At 69.4% G+C, this 22,241-nt stretch carries 22 protein-coding genes; 14 read left to right on the forward strand and 8 right to left on the reverse strand.

What is annotated here, in order from left to right:
• The first annotated feature begins 67 nt into the window (after positions 1-67).
• From ACFY12_RS15555 to ACFY12_RS15570, 4 genes are all read left to right on the forward strand, one after another.
• Positions 68-355 (forward strand): DUF4229 domain-containing protein, encoded by a 288-nt coding sequence (locus tag ACFY12_RS15555; protein ID WP_390716322.1) that lies wholly within the window; start codon positions 68-70, stop codon positions 353-355.
• A 504-nt stretch (positions 356-859) separates the two neighbouring features.
• The gene (locus ACFY12_RS15560) at positions 860-2,320 is read left to right on the forward strand and encodes a dicarboxylate/amino acid:cation symporter (protein WP_390716323.1); all 1,461 of its coding nucleotides are present in this window, start codon (positions 860-862) and stop codon (positions 2,318-2,320) included.
• A gap of 114 nt (positions 2,321-2,434) precedes the next feature.
• Positions 2,435-2,710, forward strand: a complete 276-nt coding sequence (locus ACFY12_RS15565; RefSeq protein WP_390716324.1) for a hypothetical protein — start codon at positions 2,435-2,437, stop codon at positions 2,708-2,710.
• A gap of 132 nt (positions 2,711-2,842) precedes the next feature.
• On the forward strand, positions 2,843-3,565 hold the full coding sequence (locus ACFY12_RS15570) for a TetR/AcrR family transcriptional regulator (protein ID WP_390716325.1): 723 nt from the start codon (positions 2,843-2,845) through the stop codon (positions 3,563-3,565).
• A gap of 84 nt (positions 3,566-3,649) precedes the next feature.
• On the opposite strand, the gene ACFY12_RS15575 is transcribed toward ACFY12_RS15570, so the two are convergent.
• The 4 genes from ACFY12_RS15575 to ACFY12_RS15590 all read right to left on the reverse strand — a co-directional run bounded on the left by ACFY12_RS15575 (position 3,650) and on the right by ACFY12_RS15590 (position 5,897).
• A complete protein-coding gene (locus ACFY12_RS15575) occupies positions 3,650-4,189 on the reverse strand; it encodes a hypothetical protein (RefSeq protein WP_390716326.1) in 540 nt (179 codons plus the stop codon).
• Between the two features lie 362 nt (positions 4,190-4,551).
• Positions 4,552-4,863, reverse strand: coding sequence for a hypothetical protein (locus tag ACFY12_RS15580; protein ID WP_390716327.1), 312 nt, complete (start codon positions 4,861-4,863; stop codon positions 4,552-4,554).
• 80 nt (positions 4,864-4,943) lie between these two features.
• Positions 4,944-5,081: a hypothetical protein gene (locus tag ACFY12_RS15585; RefSeq protein ID WP_390716328.1), complete on the reverse strand. Its 138-nt coding sequence runs from the start codon at positions 5,079-5,081 to the stop codon at positions 4,944-4,946.
• 609 nt (positions 5,082-5,690) lie between these two features.
• Positions 5,691-5,897, reverse strand: a complete 207-nt coding sequence (locus ACFY12_RS15590) for a cold-shock protein (RefSeq protein ID WP_390716329.1) — start codon at positions 5,895-5,897, stop codon at positions 5,691-5,693.
• 251 nt (positions 5,898-6,148) lie between these two features.
• On the opposite strand from ACFY12_RS15590, the gene ACFY12_RS15595 reads away from it, so the two are divergent.
• A complete protein-coding gene (locus ACFY12_RS15595; RefSeq protein WP_390716330.1) occupies positions 6,149-7,048 on the forward strand; it encodes a menaquinone biosynthetic enzyme MqnA/MqnD family protein in 900 nt (299 codons plus the stop codon).
• A 180-nt stretch (positions 7,049-7,228) separates the two neighbouring features.
• Here the strand turns inward: ACFY12_RS15595 and ACFY12_RS15600 are convergent, their stop codons facing one another.
• Complete coding sequence (locus ACFY12_RS15600) at positions 7,229-8,431, reverse strand: alpha/beta hydrolase (RefSeq protein WP_390716331.1); 1,203 nt, start codon at positions 8,429-8,431, stop codon at positions 7,229-7,231.
• A gap of 318 nt (positions 8,432-8,749) precedes the next feature.
• On the opposite strand from ACFY12_RS15600, the gene mqnC reads away from it, so the two are divergent.
• The 3 genes from mqnC to ACFY12_RS15615 all read left to right on the forward strand — a co-directional run bounded on the left by mqnC (position 8,750) and on the right by ACFY12_RS15615 (position 12,020).
• Complete coding sequence (mqnC, locus tag ACFY12_RS15605) at positions 8,750-9,949, forward strand: cyclic dehypoxanthinyl futalosine synthase (RefSeq protein ID WP_390716332.1); 1,200 nt, start codon at positions 8,750-8,752, stop codon at positions 9,947-9,949.
• A gap of 114 nt (positions 9,950-10,063) precedes the next feature.
• On the forward strand, positions 10,064-10,660 hold the full coding sequence (locus ACFY12_RS15610; RefSeq protein WP_390716333.1) for a hypothetical protein: 597 nt from the start codon (positions 10,064-10,066) through the stop codon (positions 10,658-10,660).
• Positions 10,661-11,318: 658 nt separating this feature from the next.
• Entirely contained in the window at positions 11,319-12,020 is a 702-nt protein-coding gene (locus ACFY12_RS15615; protein ID WP_390716334.1) for a demethylmenaquinone methyltransferase, read from the forward strand.
• Positions 12,021-12,138: 118 nt separating this feature from the next.
• On the opposite strand, the gene ACFY12_RS15620 is transcribed toward ACFY12_RS15615, so the two are convergent.
• The gene (locus ACFY12_RS15620; RefSeq protein ID WP_390716335.1) at positions 12,139-13,398 is read right to left on the reverse strand and encodes a glutamate--cysteine ligase; all 1,260 of its coding nucleotides are present in this window, start codon (positions 13,396-13,398) and stop codon (positions 12,139-12,141) included.
• A 495-nt stretch (positions 13,399-13,893) separates the two neighbouring features.
• On the opposite strand from ACFY12_RS15620, the gene ACFY12_RS15625 reads away from it, so the two are divergent.
• Positions 13,894-15,189 (forward strand): geranylgeranyl reductase family protein, encoded by a 1,296-nt coding sequence (locus ACFY12_RS15625; RefSeq protein ID WP_390716795.1) that lies wholly within the window; start codon positions 13,894-13,896, stop codon positions 15,187-15,189.
• A gap of 131 nt (positions 15,190-15,320) precedes the next feature.
• Positions 15,321-15,776: a carboxymuconolactone decarboxylase family protein gene (locus ACFY12_RS15630; RefSeq protein ID WP_390716336.1), complete on the forward strand. Its 456-nt coding sequence runs from the start codon at positions 15,321-15,323 to the stop codon at positions 15,774-15,776.
• Positions 15,777-15,915: 139 nt separating this feature from the next.
• Here ACFY12_RS15630 and ACFY12_RS15635 read toward each other — a convergent pair whose 3' ends face one another.
• A complete protein-coding gene (locus ACFY12_RS15635; protein WP_390716337.1) occupies positions 15,916-16,845 on the reverse strand; it encodes an ATP nucleotide 3'-pyrophosphokinase in 930 nt (309 codons plus the stop codon).
• A 482-nt stretch (positions 16,846-17,327) separates the two neighbouring features.
• Positions 17,328-18,173, reverse strand: a complete 846-nt coding sequence (locus ACFY12_RS15640; RefSeq protein WP_390716338.1) for a C40 family peptidase — start codon at positions 18,171-18,173, stop codon at positions 17,328-17,330.
• 925 nt (positions 18,174-19,098) lie between these two features.
• Between ACFY12_RS15640 and ACFY12_RS15645 the strand changes: the two genes are divergently transcribed.
• From ACFY12_RS15645 to ACFY12_RS15660, 4 genes are read left to right on the forward strand one after another with little or no spacing between them, the layout of a single operon-like run.
• On the forward strand, positions 19,099-19,458 hold the full coding sequence (locus ACFY12_RS15645) for an NADH-quinone oxidoreductase subunit A (protein ID WP_390716339.1): 360 nt from the start codon (positions 19,099-19,101) through the stop codon (positions 19,456-19,458).
• Between the two features lie 9 nt (positions 19,459-19,467).
• Positions 19,468-20,022 (forward strand): NADH-quinone oxidoreductase subunit B family protein, encoded by a 555-nt coding sequence (locus ACFY12_RS15650; RefSeq protein WP_066931101.1) that lies wholly within the window; start codon positions 19,468-19,470, stop codon positions 20,020-20,022.
• Entirely contained in the window at positions 20,019-20,864 is an 846-nt protein-coding gene (locus ACFY12_RS15655; RefSeq protein WP_390716340.1) for an NADH-quinone oxidoreductase subunit C, read from the forward strand. The genes ACFY12_RS15650 and ACFY12_RS15655 overlap by 4 nt, the downstream gene beginning before the upstream one ends.
• Positions 20,864-22,240: an NADH-quinone oxidoreductase subunit D gene (locus ACFY12_RS15660; protein WP_390716341.1), complete on the forward strand. Its 1,377-nt coding sequence runs from the start codon at positions 20,864-20,866 to the stop codon at positions 22,238-22,240. The genes ACFY12_RS15655 and ACFY12_RS15660 overlap by 1 nt, the downstream gene beginning before the upstream one ends.
• The last annotated feature ends 1 nt before the right edge of the window (position 22,241 follow it).

A 22,241-nucleotide genomic window follows, 5' to 3' on the forward strand; every position in this document is an offset into this window, starting at 1 on the left:
CGCCCCGGGGGCTGTGCTTGACTGGAAGGCGACCCTTTCGGTTGCCGTTGAGAAAAAGGTCCCCGCCGTGAGCAGCCACAAGTTCGCCACACTCCGCTACACCGCCCTTCGCATCGGCCTGTTCATCGCCTGCTTCGCGGTGGTGTGGGTGCTGGCCTACTTCCACGTCATTCCGCTCGGCGTGGGCGCGTCCAACACCATCTGGATGCTGCTGCTCGCCATCGTGATCTCCGCGCCGCTCAGCTTTGTGCTGCTGCGCAAGCAGCGGGACGCGATGTCCGAGCAGATCGTCGCCAAGGTCGACCGCCAGCGTGCCCGGATCGCCGCCAACGCGAGCCAGGAAGACGGGCTGTAGGACGAGCCAGAGCCAGGAAGGCGGGCTGTAAGGCGAGGCAGGAGGGCGGGCCGTAGGCGAACGCGCTGTCAGCGGACGCGCTGTAAGACGCGTCACAGCCGCAGCCGCCGCACACTTCGCAGGCGCCCGGCGCCGTGGACAGATCCCACGGTGCCGGGCGCCTTTCGCATGGTCCGGGGCTTGTTGGGGGCTTTGTTCGGGACTGCTCTCCCCGAGGCCCCCTGGGTCCCCACACAGATCCCAAAGATTTTCTTTGGGATCCTCAAAGTTCAAGTGTTAACGTGCTTGTCATGAAGACCGCAGCCGCGCCCCCGTCCCCCATGAGCGTTCCGCTCGTGGCGCGCCTGCACGTCGATCTTTGCCGCTGTATGTCCGCGGCCTGTCGCCGCCGCTGACCGACCTCACGCAGTGGCCGGAGATCCTGTCTGAAGTACGGACCTCCTGGCGCTCATCCACGCCGATTCCCGACGTCCCGACGTCTTCCCTGTCCCCGGAGTGTGTCCGTTGTCCACGTCTGCCGAGACCACCGAGTCCGCCCAGACCCCGCGAGCCACCCAGGCTCCCCAGCCCCCTCAGGCCCCCAAGTCCTCCCGAATATCCAGCATCCCCTTCTGGGCCCAGATCCTCGCCGGTCTCGTACTCGGCGTGGTCCTGGGCGGGATCGCCAAGAGCGGTGACATCAGCTGGCTCACCACCACGCTGCAGCACATCGGCGATCTCTTCGTCCAGCTGCTGAAGCTGGCCGTGGCCCCGCTGGTGTTCTTCGCGATCCTGGTGTCGATCACCAACCTGCGGCAGGTCAACAACGCCGCCCGGCTCGCCACCCGCACCCTGCTGTGGTTCATGGTCACCTCGCTGATCGCCGTCGCGATCGGCCTGGCGATCGGCCTGCTCACCAACCCCGGCGCGGGCACCGGCCTGACGCCCAAGGACGGCAAGCTCCCCGCACACACCGGCTCCTGGATCGACTTCCTCACCGGCATCGTCCCCAAGGACGTCATCACACCGTTCACCGAGCTGAACGTCCTGCAGATCGTCTTCATGGCGGCGGTCGCCGGTATCGCCGCACTGCAGCTCGGCGAGAAGGCCGAACCGGTCCTCAAGATCAGCCGCTCGGCTCTCGAACTGCTGCAGAAGGCGCTGTGGTGGGTCATCCGCCTCGCCCCGATCGGCACCGTCGGCCTCATCGGCAACGCCATCGCGACGTACGGCTGGAACCTCATCGGCAAGTACGCGACCTTCACCGTCGACATCTACGTCGGCTGCGCGCTGGTGATGTTCGGCGTCTACCCGCTGCTGCTGTCGACCGTCGGCAAGGTCAGCCCCCTGAAGTTCTTCAAGGGCGCCTGGCCCGCCATCCAGCTGGCGTTCGTCTCCCGCTCGTCGGTCGGCACCATGCCGGTCACCCAGCAGGTCACCGAGCGCCTCGGTGTGCCGCGCGAATACGCCTCCTTCGCGGTGCCGTTCGGCTCGACGACCAAGATGGACGGCTGCGCCTCGATCTACCCGGCGATCGCCGCGATCTTCATCGCCCAGATCTTCGATGTCCCCCTCAGCATCGCCGACTACGTCCTGATCGCGTTCGTCTCGGTCATCGGCTCGGCCGCCACCGCCGGCCTGACCGGCGCGACGGTCATGCTGACCCTGACCCTCTCCACCCTGGGCCTGCCCCTGGAGGGCGTCGGTCTGCTGATGGCCATCGACCCGATCGTGGACATGATGCGGACGGCCACGAACGTCGCCGGACAGTCGGTCATCCCGATCCTGGTCTCCGCCAAGGAGAAGATCCTGGACCGCGAGGCGTACGCCCGCGCCGGCAGCATCCGCGTCGGCGACAGTGACAGCGACGGCACCAGCGGAAGCAACGGCATCGGCAACGGCAGCGGCAACAGCGACAGCCGCGCGTCCGCCGAGCCGGCGCCCGCGGCCGTCCCTGCCGCCCCCGCCGCGGCCACCGCGAGCTGACCCGGCGTCCGGGTCCGGTCCGCCGTACGGCGCCCCCGCAGCCACTGCACACCGGCTGCGGGGGCGCCGTCGTTGCCCCGTGCGCTCGGTGATCCGCTGCCCCGGCATACGGAAGTGCGCGTCGTCGAAGGGCAGTTGACCACCGGCGAGTACCCGCCAGTGTTCGACCCGCCGCTCCGCCTCCGCCGCCCGGCCGTGGTCCTCGACCGGGCGGGCCCACATCTCCAGGACCTCGGGCGCGATACCAGGGAGTTCGCCGACCGGGACGGTGCTGCCGCCCGGGCGGGTACAGGGGGTGGCGCTGAGGGCGCAGGTGCCCCTGAGGGTGGCGCTGATCAGTCGGTCGGGGTGGTCGGCGAGCACCATCTGGGCCAGCATGCCGCCCCATGACAAGCCGACGAGATGCGCCGTATCGCCTCGCCACGGAGGCGATCATGCCAAGGAGTGAGAGCGGCGGGCGGCGGGGGCGGAGATCGTAAACTTACTCGTCGGTAACAGGGCGGGGATGGAGGGCTGTTCAGGGTGGAAGCTGTGAAGAGCAAGCGGGTACCGCGCGCCGTCCGGGAGCGGCAGATGCTCGATGCCGCGGTGCTGACGTTCGCCCGGCGCGGTTACCGGGCGGCCTCGATGGACGAGATCGCCGAGATGGCCGGGGTCTCCAAGCCGCTGGTCTACCTCTACCTGCATTCGAAGGAAGAACTCTTCAGCGCGGTGATCCGACGGGAGCGGGCGGCGCTGGTGGCGGCCGTGGCGGCCGCCGTCGAGCCGGGGGCGACGGCCGACCGCCAGCTGTGGAGCGGCCTGTGGGGCTTCTTCGCACACACCGCGCAGAACCCGGACGGCTGGGCCGTACTGCACCAGCAGGCCCGGACGCATGGCGAGCCGTTCGCACGCGAAGTGGCCGTCATGCGGGCGGAGATCGCCGCATTCGTCACGGACCTGATCGGCATGGCCGCCAAGGAGGCGGGCTGCGCCGGTGAGCTGGCCGAACGCGAGGTGGCGGGCCTGGCACACGCCCTGGTCGGTGCCGCCGAATCGCTCGCCGAGTGGGTCAACATCCGTACGGACGAGGGGCCTTCGGGTGAACGGGTGCACCCGTCGGCGAAGGACGCCGCCGCCACGATGATGAACTTCGCCTGGACCGGCCTCGGGCACCTGATGGGCAGCGAACGCTGGACGCCGGGCGGCACCTCCGGTGGGGAGGGTCCGCCCGGCGTGGCCGGTGTGCCCGGCATCCTCGACTGACGGGCTCTGCGGCTCTGACGGGCTCTGACGGGCTGACGGGGCTCTGGTGGGTGCTGATCGGCCCTGGCGGGCTCCGGGGCGGCTCTACCGCTGGCTGCTGCCGCAGTAGGCGACGGCGAGCGCACTGCCGCCGGCCACCGCAGCGGCCGCCGCCCCGCCTCCGCCGGTGATCAGGACCGCGTGGGTCCCGTTCCGCTCCTCGCGGTCGTCGGCTATCTGCGCGGCCGGCTTCTGTTCCACGGCGGTGACCCGCCGGCCGGCGTGCAGCTTCTTCGCCTTCGCGCCGTGCGTCTCCTTGTGGTGTGCGCGGATACGGTGCCGCTCCCGGGCGTCGGCGAAGATGAGGCCGGCGCAGGAGGTCTGACGCACGACGTCGGTCCGGAGGCCGTCGCTCCGACGCACCGTCTCCTCTGGCTTGCTCTCTTTTTGCTTGCTCTCTTTGCCGACGGCATGGGCACCGGTCGGCCCTGCGGCCATCGCGGTCGTCGTCGGGATCGCCAGGGTCCCGACGAGGATGGCGGTGGCGACGGCGGCACGTACGGAGATGCGGCGGGAGTGGGAGCGGGAGGGGCGAGGGGGGCGGGCAGTGTGGGAGGCGTGGGAGGTGCGGGTGATCTTGCTCATTGGCGCGTAACCCTTCTCGTTGTGCGTCCTCGTGGTGCGTCAACCCGATGCCCTTCACGCTATTTCTCCCAAATACCGGACACATCGGAAAAATGGTCGATATCGCCTCCTTCTGACTCGCCCGTAAGGACTACTTTCGCCTCCGCGCCCAGAGGCGAAAGTCCCGGACCGCTGGACCTCGCGTGCCCGGTGCGTCGAGCGTGACGCGGCGCAGCCCGGAAGGGTGTCGGGTTGCGCAGGGCAACTGCCCGGCATCAGGGGCGAGTTGCGCCGCCGGGGGAGAGGATCGGGGAGGCTCGGGGACCTTTCGGGGAGATCGGGCCCCGCTGCCCTGGATCGGGCCCCACTGCCCTCTATGCCCTCTAGCGCGGCGGCAGGGCCACCGCCGTCTGTAGCTCACACGAATTGCACCAGAAAGCCCAGCCGTTGGCGTCCACGGCCCGCGAGCCGCATGCCAGACACGGATCACCCACGAACATCGCGGTCACCCAGGCGCCGGCCGTCGCCCCCCGTCGCCCCATGGCCACGCACTCCTCCGCATAGCAGGGAATGCAGACCCCGCCCTGTCGGCCGGGCAGCTTCATCGACCGTATTCCGCAGGTGGAGCACGGCAGTTTGCCGACGTACTGCGCATCCAGGCCGACCGGCTTCCCGTTCCTGCTCAACGCCGCCACGTCGCCTCTGCCTCCTCTTCCGGCTCTTTCAGCTCTTCCGGCTCTTCCGACTCTTACCTCTGTTGTGTCTCTTGTGCCTTTCACGCCAGGACCGTTCCGGTGCCACCGCATCCGGAGCACTGTGTGGTGACCTCGTCACCGGCCGGCGTCTCCCAGTCCACGGTGCCTCTGCCTCCGCAGTCGGGGCAGAGCTTCTCCGGTGGCAAGTGCTCGCTCATTCTGCCCACGGTAGGCCGCAGCAAGTCGCGATGTGACCACTTTCCGTGATCGCTTTGGCAGGCAGGCAGGCAGGCAGGCAGGCAGGCAGGCAGTGCGGAGCAAAGCGGGGCGGAGGTGAACAGGGCGGGGCAGGGTGGGACAGGGCGGGGCGGGGATCGGGCGGGTGCCAGGTCGGCCTGATGGCGTCCGCCCGGGTCCGGCCCACTGTGAACGCTAGGGAACCGTCGGCGCTCCCGTATCCGCCGCCGTACTCAACGACGCCGTACGGATACCCACGTACGGCTACGGACAGCGGACGGAAAAGTGGGCGGCCGGTCGGTTCCGGTCAGGTGCGTGATCTACGTAAGCAACCCGACACGCTCACTCATCGTCCAGGAATTGCCCGGCCTGCGTTTCGCGGGGCGTAATGCGGCCGACGGTAAATGTTCATGAAGTCGCCGTCGGTGGGAAGTCGCTGTCGGCGTACGTGTGCGCCGCGCCGACGAAAAGGGAGGGGTGCGACAAAAGGCAGGAGCCCCGCTCGGCGCCGAATGGCGGAGCAGGGCTCCTTGGGTACTGCATGGAGCGACCGGAACTCATTTCCGGTCGGGCAACTCAGCTCTGCGCGATCAGGCCGCGGGAGTGACGTTCTCGGCCTGCGGGCCCTTCGGACCCTGCGTGACGTCGAAGGTCACCTGCTGGTTCTCCTCAAGAGAACGGAAGCCGGAGGCGTTGATCGCGGAGTAGTGGACGAAGACATCCGGGCCGCCGCCGTCCTGGGCGATGAAGCCGAAGCCCTTTTCAGCGTTGAACCACTTGACGGTTCCGGTAGCCATAAGCCCTCCTTGGGCCAAAGGGTTGCCCTGCTCCAGAACCTGCAAACAAGTCTGAAAACTACAAAAGCCTGCGGGTCACATGCTCCGCAGGCTCTGTACTGCAAGGGAAACCAAACTGCAACTTGCGCTGAGCCTAGCACGGTGTACTCGCGACGCGGAAGAGCCAAAGATCACGTTTAACCGTCAGCACTAACGTCCATACGTTGCCCCCCGGCGCACCCCGCGAAGCGCGGCGGGTCTAGCCTCCGCATGTGGACAATTCAACCTTCGGAGACGCACCCGCAGAACCCGGCGCCGACGCCCGCCCCCGTCGCAGCCGGCCGCGGGTGGGCCACATCCAGTTCCTGAACTGCCTGCCCCTCTACTGGGGCCTGGCCCGTACGGGCACCCTGCTCGATCTGGACCTCACCAAGGACACGCCGGAGAAGCTCAGCGAACAGCTGATCCGCGGGGAACTCGATGTCGCGCCGGTCACGCTCGTCGAGTTCCTGCGCGCCGCCGACGACCTCGTCGCCTTCCCGGATCTCGCCGTCGGCTGCGACGGGCCGGTGATGTCCTGCGTGATCGTCTCCCAGAAGCCGCTGGAGCAGCTGGACGGCGCCCGGGTCGCCCTCGGCTCGACCTCGCGGACCTCCGTACGACTGGCGCAGCTGCTGCTGGCCGAGAAGATCGGCGTACGGCCCGACTACTACACCTGCCCGCCGGACCTCGGCCTGATGATGCAGGAGGCGGACGCGGCGGTGCTGATCGGTGACGCCGCGCTGCGCGCCAATCTGCACGACGGACCGCGGCTCGGCCTGGAGGTGCACGACCTCGGGCAGATGTGGAAGGACTGGACGGGGCTGCCGTTCGTCTTCGCCGTATGGGCCACCCGGCGTGAGTACCTGGCGCGCGAGCCGGCCACGGTGCAGAAGGTGCACGAGGCCTTCCTGGCCTCGCGTGACCTGTCGCTGGAGGAGGTCACCAAGGTCGCCGAGCAGGCCGCTCGCTGGGAGGCCTTCGATGAGTCCGTGCTGGAGCGGTACTTCACCACGCTGGACTTCCGCTTCGGTGCCGAGCAGCTGCGGGGCGTGACGGAGTTCGCCCGGCGCGTCGGGCCGACGACCGGGTTCCCGGCGGATGTGCGCGTCGAGCTGCTGGGGCGGGCGTAGGGGCGGGCGCCCTCGGAGCGGCTCGGACCGGCCCGCACTGGCCCGGACCGGCCCGCACTGGCCCGGACCGGCCCGCACTGGCCCGGACCGGCCCGCACTGGCCCGGACCGGCCCGCACTGGCCCGGACCGGCCCGGACCAGCGCCTGCTCGGCTCGGCGCCTTGCTCGGCTCGCGGTCGCTCAGCTCTTCGGTGTCGGGCCGCGCAGTACCTTGCTGATCGCCTCCAGGCTCGCGTCCCGCATACCGCGGACGTAGCTCTTGGCGTTGTGGCCGCCGCCCTGGATGACGTGCAGATCGGCGGTGATCGGGCCCTTGGCGTACCGGCGGATGAACTGCTCCAGTTTGGGGCGGCCGCGTTCCTGCGTACCTATCTGGAACTGGAGGAGGACGGGCGGCGCGTCGGGACGGGCGGACAGGTGCGCGGCGAGGCGCTCGGGGTCGTTCGCGCGCCGCTCCTTCTCGTGGCCGCGCCAGAGCGGGGAGTCCGGACGGGTGTCCGGGCCGCTGGCGATCACCGCCCGGAAGCGGTCCGGATGCTGCAGTGCCTGCTTGAGAGCGACGAAGCCGCCGGACGAGGACCCCATGAGGGCCCATCCATCGCGGGTGTCGAACGTCCGGAAAGTCGCCCTGACCAGGTCGGGAACGTCGTCGGACAGCCAGGTGCCGATCTTCGGCCGGCCCGGTATGTCGCTGCCGTCATGGTAACGCTTCTCCGGATTGAGCTGCGGCATGACGAGGATGAACGGCTTGCCGCGGCCCAGCGCCGCCAGGTCGGTGACGGCGCTCTCCAGCCCGAGCTGGGGACGCATCCAGTAGTTGAGCGGGTAGCCGTAGCTGCCGGGCAGCGCGATCAGTACCGGGAACGCACTGTTGCGGTAGCGCTCCTCGTAGTACTCCGGAGGCGCCCAGGCCCACACCTTGCCGGTGAAGCCGGACTTCTTCCCGCGGAGCGTGGTGACGCCGATCTTGGTGCCGTCCGCGAGGGTGTCGGCCGTGAGGAACCGCGCCTGCGGGCCGTCCGGCCGTACTCCGGCCGTCGGCAGGCCGCCGAACGACATCGGGGTGCTGGTGTCAGGGAAGACGTCCCCGTATTTGATGACGGGGAACAGACCGATCCCCAGGGCCGTGACGATCACGGCGACGAGCCGTGCCCGCAGCCTCGACCTGCGGCGACGCGCGGGATGAGGGGGCGTGGGAGGGGCCGTGGGCTGCGGCACGGGCGGGCGCACGGTCAGGGGCGCGGGCTGCGGCACGGGCTCTCTCCGGGGGCAGATGGTCGAGTTCGGCTGACCGCGGCGGGCGGGCCCCGTACTCTTCGCCTCGTCGAGGTGGAGCTCGTCGACTCGGGCGGCGTCATCTGGGGGCGCGTCGTTGTGGGTCACGTCTTTGGGGCACGTCTTTGGGTCGTGTTGCTCCCTGTTTGATGCGGAAAGCGGGACGGCGGTTTCGGCGGCCCGGCATGACATGGGTCACCGCCATGACGCATGACGTAGGTCACCGACATGGCACATGACATGGGTCACCGGCATGACATGGGGCACCGGAATCACGCGGACCGTCCGGGAAATCACGCGGACCGTCTGGGGAATCACGCGGACCGTCCGGCCGCCGCGGAGCCATGGCACGGCCCCCAACGAGGCTGTCAGACCCCTGACGTACGCTGGTCGAGTTGTGATGCCCGCCTGCGAAAGGGACGCCCGGTGACCGAGAACGCCGACCTCCAGTCCGTACTCGACCGCGCTGCGCAGGGCGGCCGCATCACGCCGCAGGAAGCCCTCGACCTGTACCGTTCCGCGCCGCTGCACGCGCTGGGCCAGGCTGCCGACGCCGTACGCCGCCGCCGTTACGCCGGTGTCGACCACATCGCCACGTACATCATCGAGCGCAACATCAACTACACCAACGTGTGCGTGACGGCCTGCAAGTTCTGCGCCTTCTACGCCCCGCCGAAGGACACCGCGAAGGGCTGGACCCGCGACCTCGACGACATCCTGCGCCGCTGCGCGGAGACCGTCGAACTGGGCGGCACCCAGATCATGTTCCAGGGCGGCCACCACCCGGACTACGGCGTCGAGTACTACGAGAAGCACTTCGCCGCCATCAAGAAGGAATTCCCGCAGCTGGTCATCCACTCCCTCGGCGCGTCCGAGGTCGAGCACATGGCCCGGATCTCCAAGGTGTCGGTCGAGGAGGCGATCCAGCGGATCCACGCGGCGGGTCTCGACTCCTTCGCGGGCGCCGGCGCCGAACTCCTCCCGGCCCGCCCCCGCAAGGCCATCGCGCCGCTGAAGGAGTCCGGCGAGCGCTGGCTGGAGATCATGGAGGTGGCCCACAAACTGGGCGTCGAATCCACCTCCACCATGCTCATGGGCACGGGCGAGACCAACGCCGAGCGGATCGAGCACCTCCGCATGATCCGTGACGTCCAGGACCGTACGGGCGGCTTCCGCGCCTTCATCCCGTACACCTACCAGCCGGAGAACAACCACCTGAAGGGCCGGACGCAGGCCACGCTCTTCGAGTACCTGCGCATGATCGCCATCGCCCGGGTCTTCCTCGACAACGTCGCGCACATTCAGGGGTCGTGGCTCACCACCGGCAAGGAGATCGGCCAGCTGTCGCTCCACTACGGCGCGGACGACCTCGGCTCGATCATGCTGGAGGAGAACGTGGTCTCCTCGGCCGGCGCCAGGCACCGCTCCAACCGTATGGAGATCATCGACCTGATCCGCAAGGCGGGCCGGGTTCCGGCGCAGCGCACCACGACGTACGAGCACCTGGTCGTGCACGACGACCCGGCCGACGACCCGGTCGACGACAAGGTCGTCTCGCACCTCTCCTCCACGGCCATCGAGGGCGGTACGGCCCATCCGGAGTTGCAGATCGTCGAGGCCAAGTAGCGGAAACGCCGGCTGAGCAGCTGATTCCTCGTAAGCAGCTGATTCCCCGTAAACGGTGACTGGCAGGAATGCCGCGCCGTCTGACTGAGTAGCGGAAACGGTGGCTGAGCGGTCGTGCTGACGATTCACCGGGTACGGGGAGTCCGGCGGGTGCATGATGGCCCGCTGGACGCCGGGCATGCGGTCGTCGTCGACGGCGCCCGGCTCGCCGCCATCGGCCCGTACGAGGAACTGGCGGCGACGTACGGCCTGGACGACCTGCCTGCTCATGAGGGTCCCCCCACGCATCGGGGGCGGGCTCGCCTCCGCGAGTGGGACGGGGTGCTGACCCCCGGCCGCTACGAACCGGACGGTGCGGCGTTCCTGGAAGCCGCCTACCATCCCGACCCGCGCGAGGCTGATGAACTCGGCAGTGAGCCGATCACGGGCGAGGCGCTCGCGGCCCTCGACATGACCGAGATCCGCTGGGGTGCCAGCGCCCGCCGGGGCCTGCAGCGGCTGCTGGCGTCCGGGACGACAGCGCTGACCGGCCCGTTCACCCGCCCCGCGATCCGTACGGCCGTCCAGCGTTCCGGCCTCGACGTGCTGTCCGGTCCCGGTCCCGGCCCGCGCACCCTGACCCCTGGCGGCGTGGCCACCTTCGCCGTCTTCGCTGACGACGGCACCGCCCTCGCCACCGTCCTCGCCGGCCGCCTGGTCCACCGCCGGTAGTCACGTCACCCTTCCGCCCTCCCGTCACTCAATGTAACGACGCAGGAATAAATAACTCTCCGTAATCGTTGCCGTAGTAACGAAGGAGGCAGCACGCAAGGCCCGACAGCATCCACATCCACATCCACCCGACCCCCCACCCCCACCCTCAGCGCCTAACACCCCAACGCCTAACACCCCAGCGCTTTCAGGATCCCGGAGCCCGCGGACCGGGCCTCAAGACCCGAACCCCCAAGACCAACCCCCGCCCCAGGCCGAACCCGGCCCGTCGCCCCCCGCCCCAGACCAAACCCCGCCCGTCGTCCCGCCCCGGTCTGCCCCGTCAAGAACGTCAAGAAGCCGTCAGCGCGCTCCCCTTGCGCGTCAGGGCGGTGTCAACGCAAGCGGAGTGGCGGATTCGGGTCGGCAGGATCGATGGCGCGGGGACGGCCGGACGCCTGGCCGCTCGCGATGCAGTACGCAGCAGTACGCAGATGCAGGCAGCAGTACGCACCGCTGGACCGCCGGGATGTTCTGAGGGGGGGCATCCCGGCCGTCCCCGACCAGCACCAGCCACCAGCACCAGCACCCGAACAGCTTGAGGACTGGCGCGACCAGCTCGGGGGCCGGGGGCGCGCCCGGTGCGGGTGCCGTCCGGGGCACGGTGGACAATGGCCGGGTGACCCGAGCATCCCTGGACAAGCAGCCGCACGAAGTCGCCGCGATGTTTGACGACGTGGCGGCGCGGTACGACCTCACCAACGACGTGCTCTCCCTGGGGCAGGCGCGACTGTGGCGCAAGGAAGTGGACCGCGCGGTGGCCGCACGGCCCGCCGAGCGGGTGCTCGACCTCGCGGCCGGCACCGGCACCTCCTCGCTGCCGTTCGCCAGGGCCGGTGCGTACGTCGTGCCGTGCGACTTCTCCGTCGGCATGCTCGCGGAGGGCAAGAAGCGGCACCCCTGGCTGCCGTTCACCGCTGGGGACGGGACCCGGCTGCCGTTCGCGGACGGGGTGTTCGACGCCGTCACCATCTCCTTCGGGCTGCGCAACATCCAGGACACCGATGCCGCGCTGGCCGAGCTGTACCGGGTCACCAAGCCCGGCGGCCGGTTGGTGATCTGCGAGTTCAGCGAGCCGACCTGGGCGCCGTTCCGGACCGTCTACACCGAGTACCTGATGCGCGCGCTGCCGCCGGTCGCCCGCGCGGTCAGCAGCAACCCGGACGCGTACGTCTACCTTGCCGAGTCCATCCGTACCTGGCCCAACCAGCCCGAACTCGCCGCCCGGCTGCAGGGCGTGGGCTGGACCAAGGTCGCCTGGCGCAATCTGACGGGCGGGATCGTGGCGCTGCACCGGGGGACGAAGCCGGCTGACGGATGACGACAAGACCATCAATGGATGACGGATGACGGCCCGGCGGTCCGATGGCCGGCGGTCGTGATGGTCGACGGTTGATGGGCTTGGGGCGTCTCGGGGGGCTTTGGGCTTGCTTGGGGTGTCAGCTGGGCTGGGCGGTGTCGTAGGTCCGATCCCCGGGGCCGGAGTCGTGGCCGGGGCCGGAGTCGTGGTCATGGTCGTGGCCGTGGTCGAGGCCCTCGTGGAGGGGGACGGCCAGGGCGTCGACCACGTTTTCCAGGCGTTCGGTGCGCTGGTACACGGCGCGTTGTCGTGCGGCGCCCGTGCCGTGTTCTTGCAGGCGCGACAGCCAGCGCCGGACCGTGTCGAAGTCGCCGGCGGTGTGCAGGTGCCCCTGGACGCGCATCACCAGGGCCGTGGCCAGATACCAGGCCGGGACGGTCCTGGGCGGGCCGGGCAGCGGTACGGCCAGGGCCCGGCCTGACATCCCGTCACGGGCGGCGCGCCAGGCTGCCGCGCGCAGGACGGTGTCCTCCACCGGCGGGGCCGGTTCGCCTTTGCGTATCTTCGTCAGCGCCGTGGCGACCAGGGCGCGGACCAGCAGGGCGTAGGCGACGGTGTCCTCGGCGCTGGGTAGGACGTCGGCGACCCTGATCTCGACGGTGGGCACGTGCCGGGAGGGGCGGACGGACCAGTACACCATGGCCGGATCCATCGCCGCCCCGCTGTCCACCAGCGCGGAGACGACCTGCTCGTAGTGGTCCACCGAGCGCAGGTACGGGGGCGGGGCAGCGGTCGGCCAGCGGCCCCACAGCATCGCCCGCCAGCTGGCGTGGCCGGTGTCGCGGCCGAGGCAGAAGGGGGAGTTCGCGGTCAGGGACAGCAGGAGCGGTGTCCACGGCCGCAGGTGGTTGATCACCTGGACGGCCTCTTCCGGATCCGGCACTCCCACGTGCACATGACAGGCATTGGCGCACTGCTGGTCCACCAGAGCCCGGAACTGGGCGGTGATCGCGTGATTGCGCCGGCTGTCCACGACCGGTGGCGGCCCGGGATCGCCCAGCGGCGCCGTGCCGCAGGCTACCAGCAGGTAGCCGGCCTCGCGTGCGGCTCGGGCGGCACACCGGCGTAATCGTGTGACCTCTCCGTACAGCTGCCGTGCGTCGGAGCACACCCCGCCGACGGTCTCCACCTGCCCCAGCGCCAACTCGGCCACCACCTGCCCGTGCCCCGCCAGTCGGTCGGCCGTCTCCACCACGCCGTTCGCCGTGAGCACCGCCTCGCGGGTCACCGGGTCCGCCAGGATGAACTCCTCCTCCACTCCCACCGTCAGTTCCCCGCGTCCTGCCCGGGCCCCCGAACCCCTGGCACCCCTCGCACCCACCGCGTAGGACTCCCGCATGCCGCCTCCACCCTCCGCACCACGCAGCACGACCACGACCGAGCGGCTCCCACAGTAGGCAGGCACGGGGCGATGCGCTGGGCGCGAATGAGGCATTCTCGGTTCGCCTTTGGTTTGCCCTCGGTTCGCCGTTGTCGGCGGAGGTGTTGCGCTGCTGTGCTTCCGCTTTCCGCTGTCATCGGTGCGTTGGGTCCGCACACCGGGCTCACCACAGTCCGGTCGTACGCCGTCGGCCGTTCCCCGCGCCCGAAGCGCCCGAAGCGCCTGAAGCACCCGTACGCCAAGCCGGACAACCCTTCGGGTTCTGCGCGACCGAGGCCCCCATAGACTGCGGGTGCCCAGTGCCGGTCGGCACCCGGATGCCCAGGTATCTAGGTATCTACGTATCCCAGGTAGTCCAGGTAGCCCAGGTATCCGGGTATCGACTTCTATCGACTTCCGGGAGACTTCGCCGTGACCGAGTCCGAGTCCGCGTCCGAGTCCGAGTTCGCGTCCGTGACCGATTCCGTGACCACAGCCCGCTCGGAGTACACCGCGGACGTGATCGTCGTCGGGGCCGGTCCCGCCGGCTCGGCCACGGCCTACCACCTCGCCAAGTCCGGTCTGGACGTGCTCCTTCTGGAGAAGACGGCGTTCCCGCGCGAGAAGGTCTGCGGTGACGGTCTGACGCCGCGCGCCGTCAAGCAGCTGGTCGCGATGGGTATCGACATCTCGGAGGAGGCGGGCTGGCTGCGCAACAAGGGGCTGCGGATCATCGGCGGCGGCTCCCGGCTGCAGCTGGACTGGCCGGAGCTGGCCTCGTTCCCGGACTACGGACTCGTCCGCAGGCGCGACGACTTCGACGAGCAGCTGGCGCGGCAGGCCCAGAAGGCGGGCGCCCGCCTCTACGAGCGCTGCAACGTCGGCGCGCCCCTCGTCAACGAGTTGACCGGCCGCATCACGGGCGTGCAGGCCAAGCTCGGTGAGGAGAAGACGCCGGTCACTTTCCACGCGCCGCTCGTCGTCGCCGCCGACGGCAACTCCACCCGGCTGTCGCTGGCCATGGGCCTGCACCGGCGCGAGGACCGTCCCATGGGCGTGGCCGTCCGTACGTACTTCACCTCGCCCCGGCACGACGACGACTACCTGGAGTCCTGGCTGGAGCTGTGGGACCGCCGCGGTGCCCAGGACCGGCTGCTGCCCGGCTACGGGTGGATCTTCGGCATGGGCGACGGTACGAGCAACGTCGGCCTGGGGGTGCTCAACACCTCGGCGGCCTTCCGGGAGCTGGACTGGCGGGAGATCCTCAAGGCGTGGTGTGCCTCGATGCCCGCCGACTGGGGCTACACACCGGAGAACATGACCGGTCCGATCCGCGGCGCGGCGCTGCCCATGGCCTTCAACCGCCAGCCGCACTACACACGCGGGCTGCTGCTGGTCGGCGACGCGGGCGGCCTGGTCAACCCGTTCAACGGCGAGGGCATCGCGTACGCCATGGAGTCCGGTGCGATTGCCGCCGAGGTCATCGTCCAGGCGCACGCCCGCGCCACGTACGCCCAGCGTGAGCTGGCCCTTCAGCGCTACCCGAAGGTCCTCAAGGACACCTACGGCGGCTACTACTCGCTCGGCCGTGCCTTCGTGAAGCTCATCGGCAGCCCCAAGGTCATGCAGATCGCCACCCAGCGTGGCCTGACCCACCCGCTGTTGATGCGCTTCACCCTCAAGATGCTGGCCAACCTCACCGACCCCACGGGCGGCGACGCGATGGACCGGATCATCAACGGGCTGAGCAAGGTCGCGCCCAAGGCGTGATCACGGGTGGCCCTGCGGCCCCGGGCACCGCGGGGCCGGGCGCCCGGGGCCGTCGTGTCACATTCTCCGTGGGGAGATCCGTCAGTGGGGGTGAGTACCGGTAAAGACGAGATTCCCTGAGGAGAGCCGTGATGGAAGCACGTATGAAGAACCCCGCCGTCGTCATCCCGGAGGCCATGCAGCCGCTCCTGGACGTGGTCAAGGCGACGCGGACGGGCGGAGTGGCGGAGTCGGTGCTGGAGCTGGTGCATCTGCGCGCCAGCCAGATCAACGGCTGCAGTTTCTGCGTCGACGGGGGCGTGAAGAGCGCCCGTAAGGCGGGGGTCGGCGACGACAAGCTGTTCGCGGTCGCGGCCTGGCGGGAGGCGCCGTACTTCAGTGACGAGGAGCGGGCCGCCCTGGCGCTCGCCGAGTCGGCCACCCGTCTCGCCGACAGCTCCGACCCGGTGCCGGACGCGGTGTGGGACGCGGCCGCCGACCACTTCGACGAGAAGCAACTGGCGGCGATCGTGCTGACGATCGGGATCACCAACCTCTTCAACCGGCTCAACGCGACGACCCGGCAGCCGGCGGGGGCGGGTTGGTAGGACAGGGTCGGTAGGACAGAGTTGGTAGGAGAGCGGCAGGCGGCCCACCGGGACGGCAGTACGCCGAGCCGGTGGGCCCCTGGGGCCCTGGGTACCTGGGCCCTGGGCTGTCTATCGGTTCAGTGGACGAGCTGTCGGTTCAGTGGACGAGCCGGGGGCTGTGACCGGGGCCCCGCCCGGCCGTGGCCGGTGCCCGGTCCGGGGCTGGGGCGGCCGGTGCCGTGACCGGGGCTGGTGCCGGAGCCGGGGCCGGGGCCGGGAGGCGGCGAGTGGGGGCGGTGAGCTGTTCGGCGCCCGGCGGGACCGGGACGGCCGCGAAGATCGCGTTCTGCTGCTCCTGGAGTTCGCGGACCCGCTCGGGCGGGGTGCCGGGCAGCCGCTGCTCCTCGTAGAGCTTGTGCGTCACCTCCTGCGCCCGCTTGCTCTCGGGGGTGTGGAACTGGACCTCGAAGAGCTGGTGGGAGCGGGGCGCGCGCCAGGCGGAGTTGATGCCCTTGTAGCCGTGGGAACTGCTCCAGGTGTTGGACCAGCGGGTGGAGTCGTTGCCCCAGGAGGACAGCAGCCCGGCCGCCGTGGTGACGCCCCTGCGGTACGTGGCGTCAGGCCACTGGAGGGTGAAGCGGACCGCGTCATTGATGGTGCCGAGCGCCTGATCGACGGTCTGCCCCGGGTGCTGCTTCAGCTTGGTGGCGACCTTGCGCTTGAGCGAGTCCGGGGACTTCAGCCGGTGGTCGAAGCCGATCAGCTGGGCGTTGGCGATCAGGGCGGCGGCGCGGACCTGGGGGCTGATGGCGCGTTCGGCCCGGCGGGCGCGGGCGGCGAAGGCATCGACTTTTTTGTTGTCGGCGGAGTTCAGCGACAGCCCGTCCTGGTGCCAGCCGCCGTCGGAAGCGGGGCGCGGAGCGGAGGCGGGGTGCGGAGCGGGGGACGTGGTGCGGGGCGGGGCCGCCGCTTCGGCGGTGTGGATCGCCCCCAGGCCGAGGGCGGTGGCCAGGGCGGCGGCCGTCGTCACCCTGGCGAGGAGGCGGCGGGTGGGGCGGTGGGTGTTCACCGGCGGGTGGGTGGGCATCGGTGCGTGGGATTCCTCTCTGCGGGCGCCGCGCCGTTCCTGCGGGGGCAGGTGCGCGGCATGTGGCGAGAGGTGTAACGGCACGGACCGGCCGTCGGTGGCTTTTTGGGCGCACCGGGCCGGTACCTGGCTTGATGATGGCCTCATACGACGCGAAGTCATACATCGTCATGCGTCGTCGTACGTCGTCGTATATCGCGAAGCCATACGAAGCGAAGAGGCCCGCCGTACGAAGCGAAAGCGTGGCGTCGTACCGGGCCCGGGCCCCGTAGCCCGAGCCCGAAGCAGGTTGCCCGTAGCCGTAGCCCGTACACGCAGGACCGCCCCTCCCGGGCGGCGGGAGGGGCGGTCCTGGCGAGGAACGCGGCGGACGGCGGTCCCAGGGCCCTGGGCAGCCCCAGAGAGCCCTGGCGGCGACCCGAGGGAGCCCAGGGGGCCCTGGAGGCCCTGCGGGAGCGCCGGAGTGGAGTCCTGGTGGAGTCCTAGAGGACGCGCACCGCGCCGGTCGGCATGTCGTAGCTGAGCGGGCGCTCGACGATGCCGGTGCTCGGGTTCTGGGCGCCGATGAACTTGCCGTCCCCGGTGTAGACGGCGACGTGGTAGGCGCTGCCCGCGCTGCCCCAGTACAGGATGTCGCCGACCTGGAGGTTGCTCAGGCCCACCTGGGTACCGGTGGTGGACTGGTCCTGCGAGACGCGCGGCAGGTCGATGCCGACCTGCTTGAACGCGGCCATGGTCAGGCCGGAGCAGTCGTACGAGGAGGAGCCGGTGGCGCCCATCACGTACGCCTTGCCCAGCTGCGCCTTGAGGAAGGAGACCAGCGTGGCGACGGAGCCGGTGGCGGACGACGACGAGGTCGAGGTCGAGGCGGAGGACCCGGACGACGAGTCGGACGAAGAGCCGGTCAGGGTCGAACGCTCGGCGGAGCGCGAGGCGCGGGCCTGCGCGGCCTCCTCGGCCTTCCGCTCCTCCTCGGCCTTCTTCTTCGCCTCGGCCTCGGCCTTGGCCTTCTTCACGGCCTCGGCGGCGTGCTCGCCGGCGGCCTTGGCGGCCTCGGAGAAGGCGGTGTCCTGGAGCGCCTGACGCTCGTAGGTGAACGCGACCTGCTCGGCGGTGTCGGCGCTCTTGGCGGCGCTGGTCGCCAGCGCGGCCGTGATCGTCGGCATCTCCTGGGTTTCGGCGACGGGCTTGTCCGTGGCGTTGGCCGGTACGGTCGCGCCGGTCACGGCGAGAGTGAGGAAGCCACCGGTCACACCTGCACGCAGCGCGCGCGAGGACGCGGAGCGACGGGGCTTCCGGTGGCTGGGTATGACTGCGTTCGGGGACATGGGCATAACGGCTATCAGGAGCCTCAGGTTGCTGCCAACAAAGGTGTGTTGCGCCACACTTGACGCGTACGCGATGAACAAAACGGACTTTTGACTACCCATCGACTCGGCGGCGCGATGTCCGGATTTCGCGATCATGTTCCTGGGCACGGCATTTACTGCCCTGTACGGGCCCGCGAGGCGCTTACCACTTCTCCGTGCGCCACGCCAAGGGTTCCGAGGCGTCAAGGATTTGGCGTGGCAATTCACGTGGGATAGGTCACTCTTGAGTGTCCGTTATGTTCCCGTGATGCGACCGTGATCCGGGAGGCGTCGCCATCGGGGCGCCGCTCGTGGAGGGAAGTGCGGGGAAGCCCGCGGCGACTGTCGCGGCCGGAGCGCGAACGGCATCGTGAACGACATCGCGAACGGTATGAGGGCGCCCCGGCTCGACTGCGGTCGACGCGCCACGCATCCAGTCCGACCCATCCAGCCTCATCCGGCCGGCCCCATCCAGTCCCACCCAGAGGGTCGGCCCGCAGCCGGCCCGCGCCGACAGGCCTGCCCCCTATATCAGTTGAGGGCGCCCAGCACCAATTTGCCTGCGATGCCCGCCACTTGATATTGGCCACCCGCCTCTGACCAGTGGTAACCCATGCGAATGTCACCTCTCGTGATCACTCGCGCGCTTCACGTATGAAGATCACCGCCTGTCCTGCTTCATGATCCTTCGCCGGGTGGTGAAGATCACAAAGGTGTTATTCGCCCCCGTGTCGCAGATCACAGACCGGCGGGCATAAGATGCAGGCGGCTTGGGCTTGTGAACTGCCTCACATGTGCACGATCACCGCGAGGCAGGAAGAGATCTCCATAGGGCAATCAGGGGCACTCGAAGAGCCCGAGCGGACCGCCATCCAGTCATCGTCGACTGAAGGGAGCGAGGACGGTGAACGCTTACGCGCCCATCCTCGTACTGGGAGCCCTCGGGGCAGGCTTTGCGATCTTCTCCGTCGTCATGGCCGCGCTCATCGGGCCGCGGCGCTACAACCGGGCCAAGCTCGAGGCGTACGAGTGCGGAATCGAGCCGACGCCACAACCGTCCGGTGGCGGTCGATTCCCGATCAAGTACTACCTGACGGCGATGCTCTTCATCGTCTTCGACATCGAGATCGTCTTCCTCTATCCCTGGGCCGTCACCTTCGACGCCCTGGGGATGTTCGGGCTCGTCGAGATGCTCCTCTTCGCGCTCACCGTCTTCGTCGCCTACGCCTATGTCTGGCGTCGTGGCGGCCTGGAATGGGACTAGGGGCCACACATGGGACTGGAAGAGAAGCTGCCGAGCGGCTTTCTGCTGACCACTGTCGAACAGGCCGCGGGCTGGGTGCGCAAGTCGTCGGTCTTCCCCGCGACCTTCGGGCTGGCCTGCTGCGCCATCGAGATGATGACGACCGGCGCCGGGCGGTACGACCTGGCCCGCTTCGGTATGGAGGTCTTCCGCGGCTCCCCGCGGCAGGCGGATCTGATGATCGTGGCCGGCCGGGTGAGCCAGAAGATGGCCCCCGTGCTGCGGCAGGTCTACGACCAGATGCCGAACCCGAAGTGGGTGATCTCCATGGGGGTTTGCGCCTCGTCGGGCGGAATGTTCAATAACTACGCGATTGTGCAAGGGGTCGACCACATCGTCCCCGTCGATATCTATTTGCCGGGCTGCCCGCCGCGTCCCGAGATGCTGATGGACGCCATTCTCAAGCTCCACGACAAGATCCAGCACTCCAAGCTCGGGGTCAATCAGCAGCAGGCCGCACGCGAGGCCGAGGAAGCGGCCCTCAAGGCACGCCCGCTGATCGAGATGAAGGGGCTGCTGCGATGAGTGAGCAGAAGAACCCCGGGCCGGAGAAGAACCCCGAGCAGAAGAAGAACTCCGAGCCGAAGAGCCCCGAGCCGAAGAGCCCCGAGCGCCCCGGCGAGCCGGACGGCATCGCCGACGCCCTCCCGGCACAGCGCGACGACACCGGCGAGGTGATCGCCACCCGCCGCGGGATGTTCGGCGCCGACAACGGCGGCGACACCAGCGGCTACGGCGGCCTCGTGCGGACCGTCCGGCTCCCCGGCGCGTCCCAGCGGCCGTACGGAGGGCCGGGTGGCGAGGGGGCCGGGAGCGGGGGAGGGTTCGGCGATTTCGACGAGATCGCCGACGAGCTGGAGGGCGCCCTCGACGAGCAGGGGCTGGTCCCCGAGAACGTCATCGCCAAGACCGTCGTGGACCGCGGTGAGCTGACCTTCCACATCGCGCGGGAGTTCCTGCCGGCCGTCGCCAGGATCCTGCGGGACGACCCGGCGCTCCGCTTCGAGCTGTGCACCGGCGTCAGCGGGGTGCACTTCCCGGGCGACCAGGGCCGTGAGTTGCACGCCGTCTACCACCTGCGCTCGATCACCCACAACCGGCTGATCCGGCTGGAGGTCTCCGCCCCGGACGCCGACCCGCACATTCCGTCGCTGGTCGGGGTCTATCCGACCAACGACTGGCACGAGCGCGAGACCTACGACTTCTTCGGCCTGGTCTTCGACGGCCATCCCGCACTGACCCGGATCATGATGCCGGACGACTGGCAGGGCTTCCCGCAGCGCAAGGACTACCCGCTCGGCGGCATCCCCGTCGAGTACAAGGGCGCCCGGATTCCGGCTCCCGACCAGCGGAGGTCGTACAGCTGATGACTACTGCACCGCACTCGCACTCCCCGAACGGCCACCGCACGTCCAGTGACTTCGACACACCGGAATCCCTGGCCCGTGAGACCACCGAGGGCACCGTCTACAACGTCACCGGCGGCGACTGGGACGAGGTGGCGGCCTCCGCCGTGAAGTCCGACGACGAGCGGATCATCGTCAACATGGGGCCTCAGCACCCCTCCACGCACGGTGTGCTGAGGCTGATCCTGGAGATCGACGGGGAGACCGTCACCGAGGCCCGCTGCGGCATCGGCTATCTGCACACCGGCATCGAGAAGAACCTCGAATACCGGACCTGGACGCAGGGCACCACCTTCGTCACGAGGATGGATTACCTCACCCCCTTCTTCAACGAAACGGCCTACTGCCTGGCCGTGGAGCGGCTGCTCGGCATCACCGACGACATCCCCGACCGGGCCACGGTCATCCGCGTGATGCTGATGGAGCTCAACCGGCTGTCGTCCCATCTCGTCGCCATCGCCACCGGCGGGATGGAGCTGGGCGCCACCACGATCATGATCTACGGCTTCCGGGACCGTGAACTGATCCTCGACATCTACGAGCTGATCACCGGCCTGCGGATGAACCACGCCTACATCCGGCCCGGCGGCCTGGCCCAGGACCTGCCCCCGGGTGCCGTGGACCAGGTCCGCTCCTTCGTCAGGAAGATGCGCAGGAACCTCCCCGAGTACGACAAGCTCGCCACCGGCAACCCGGTCTTCAAGGGCCGTATGGAGGGCATCGGCTACCTCGACCTGGCCGGCTGTATGGCCACCGGCGCCACCGGGCCGATCGTGCGCTCCGCCGGGCTCCCGCACGACCTGCGCAAGGCGCAGCCGTACTGCGGCTACGACACGTACGAGTTCGACGTGCCGACCGCCGACACCTGCGACGCCTACGGCCGGTTCCTGATCCGGCTGGAGGAGATGCGGCAGTCGCTGCGGATCGTCGAGCAGTGCCTGGACCGGCTGGAGCCCGGCCCCGTGATGGTCGCGGACAAGAAGATCGCCTGGCCCGCGCAGCTGGCGCTCGGTCCGGACGGCCTGGGCAACTCCCTCGACCACATCAAGAAGATCATGGGCACCTCGATGGAGGCCCTGATCCACCACTTCAAGCTCGTGACCGAGGGCTTCCGCGTCCCGCCCGGACAGGCCTACGCGGCCGTCGAGTCGCCCAAGGGCGAGCTGGGTGTGCACGCCGTCAGCGACGGCGGCACCCGCCCGTACCGGGTGCACTTCCGCGACCCGTCCTTCACCAACCTGCAGGCCATGGCGGCGATGTGCGAAGGCGGCCAGGTCGCCGACGTCATCGTCGCCGTCGCGTCCATCGACCCCGTGATGGGAGGCGTCGACCGGTGAC

It is taken from the genome of Streptomyces sp. NPDC001339 (genome assembly GCF_042895955.1).
GTDB lineage: Bacteria > Actinomycetota > Actinomycetes > Streptomycetales > Streptomycetaceae > Streptomyces.

Excerpts from the sequence above, each read along its gene's own strand:
- ACFY12_RS15575 (WP_390716326.1), bottom strand. The coding sequence starts at position 4,189 with ATGAGCAAGATCACCCGCACCTCCCACGCCTCCCACACTGCCCGCCCC.
- ACFY12_RS15585 (WP_390716328.1), bottom strand. The coding sequence starts at position 5,081 with ATGAGCGAGCACTTGCCACCGGAGAAGCTCTGCCCCGACTGCGGAGGC.
- ACFY12_RS15590 (WP_390716329.1), bottom strand. The coding sequence starts at position 5,897 with ATGGCTACCGGAACCGTCAAGTGGTTCAACGCTGAAAAGGGCTTCGGC.
- ACFY12_RS15620 (WP_390716335.1), bottom strand. The coding sequence starts at position 13,398 with ATGCGGGAGTCCTACGCGGTGGGTGCGAGGGGTGCCAGGGGTTCGGGG.
- ACFY12_RS15630 (WP_390716336.1), top strand. The coding sequence starts at position 15,321 with ATGGAAGCACGTATGAAGAACCCCGCCGTCGTCATCCCGGAGGCCATG.
- ACFY12_RS15635 (WP_390716337.1), bottom strand. The coding sequence starts at position 16,845 with ATGCCCACCCACCCGCCGGTGAACACCCACCGCCCCACCCGCCGCCTC.
- ACFY12_RS15640 (WP_390716338.1), bottom strand. The coding sequence starts at position 18,173 with ATGTCCCCGAACGCAGTCATACCCAGCCACCGGAAGCCCCGTCGCTCC.
- ACFY12_RS15650 (WP_066931101.1), top strand. The coding sequence starts at position 19,468 with ATGGGACTGGAAGAGAAGCTGCCGAGCGGCTTTCTGCTGACCACTGTC.
- ACFY12_RS15655 (WP_390716340.1), top strand. The coding sequence starts at position 20,019 with ATGAGTGAGCAGAAGAACCCCGGGCCGGAGAAGAACCCCGAGCAGAAG.
- ACFY12_RS15660 (WP_390716341.1), top strand. The coding sequence starts at position 20,864 with ATGACTACTGCACCGCACTCGCACTCCCCGAACGGCCACCGCACGTCC.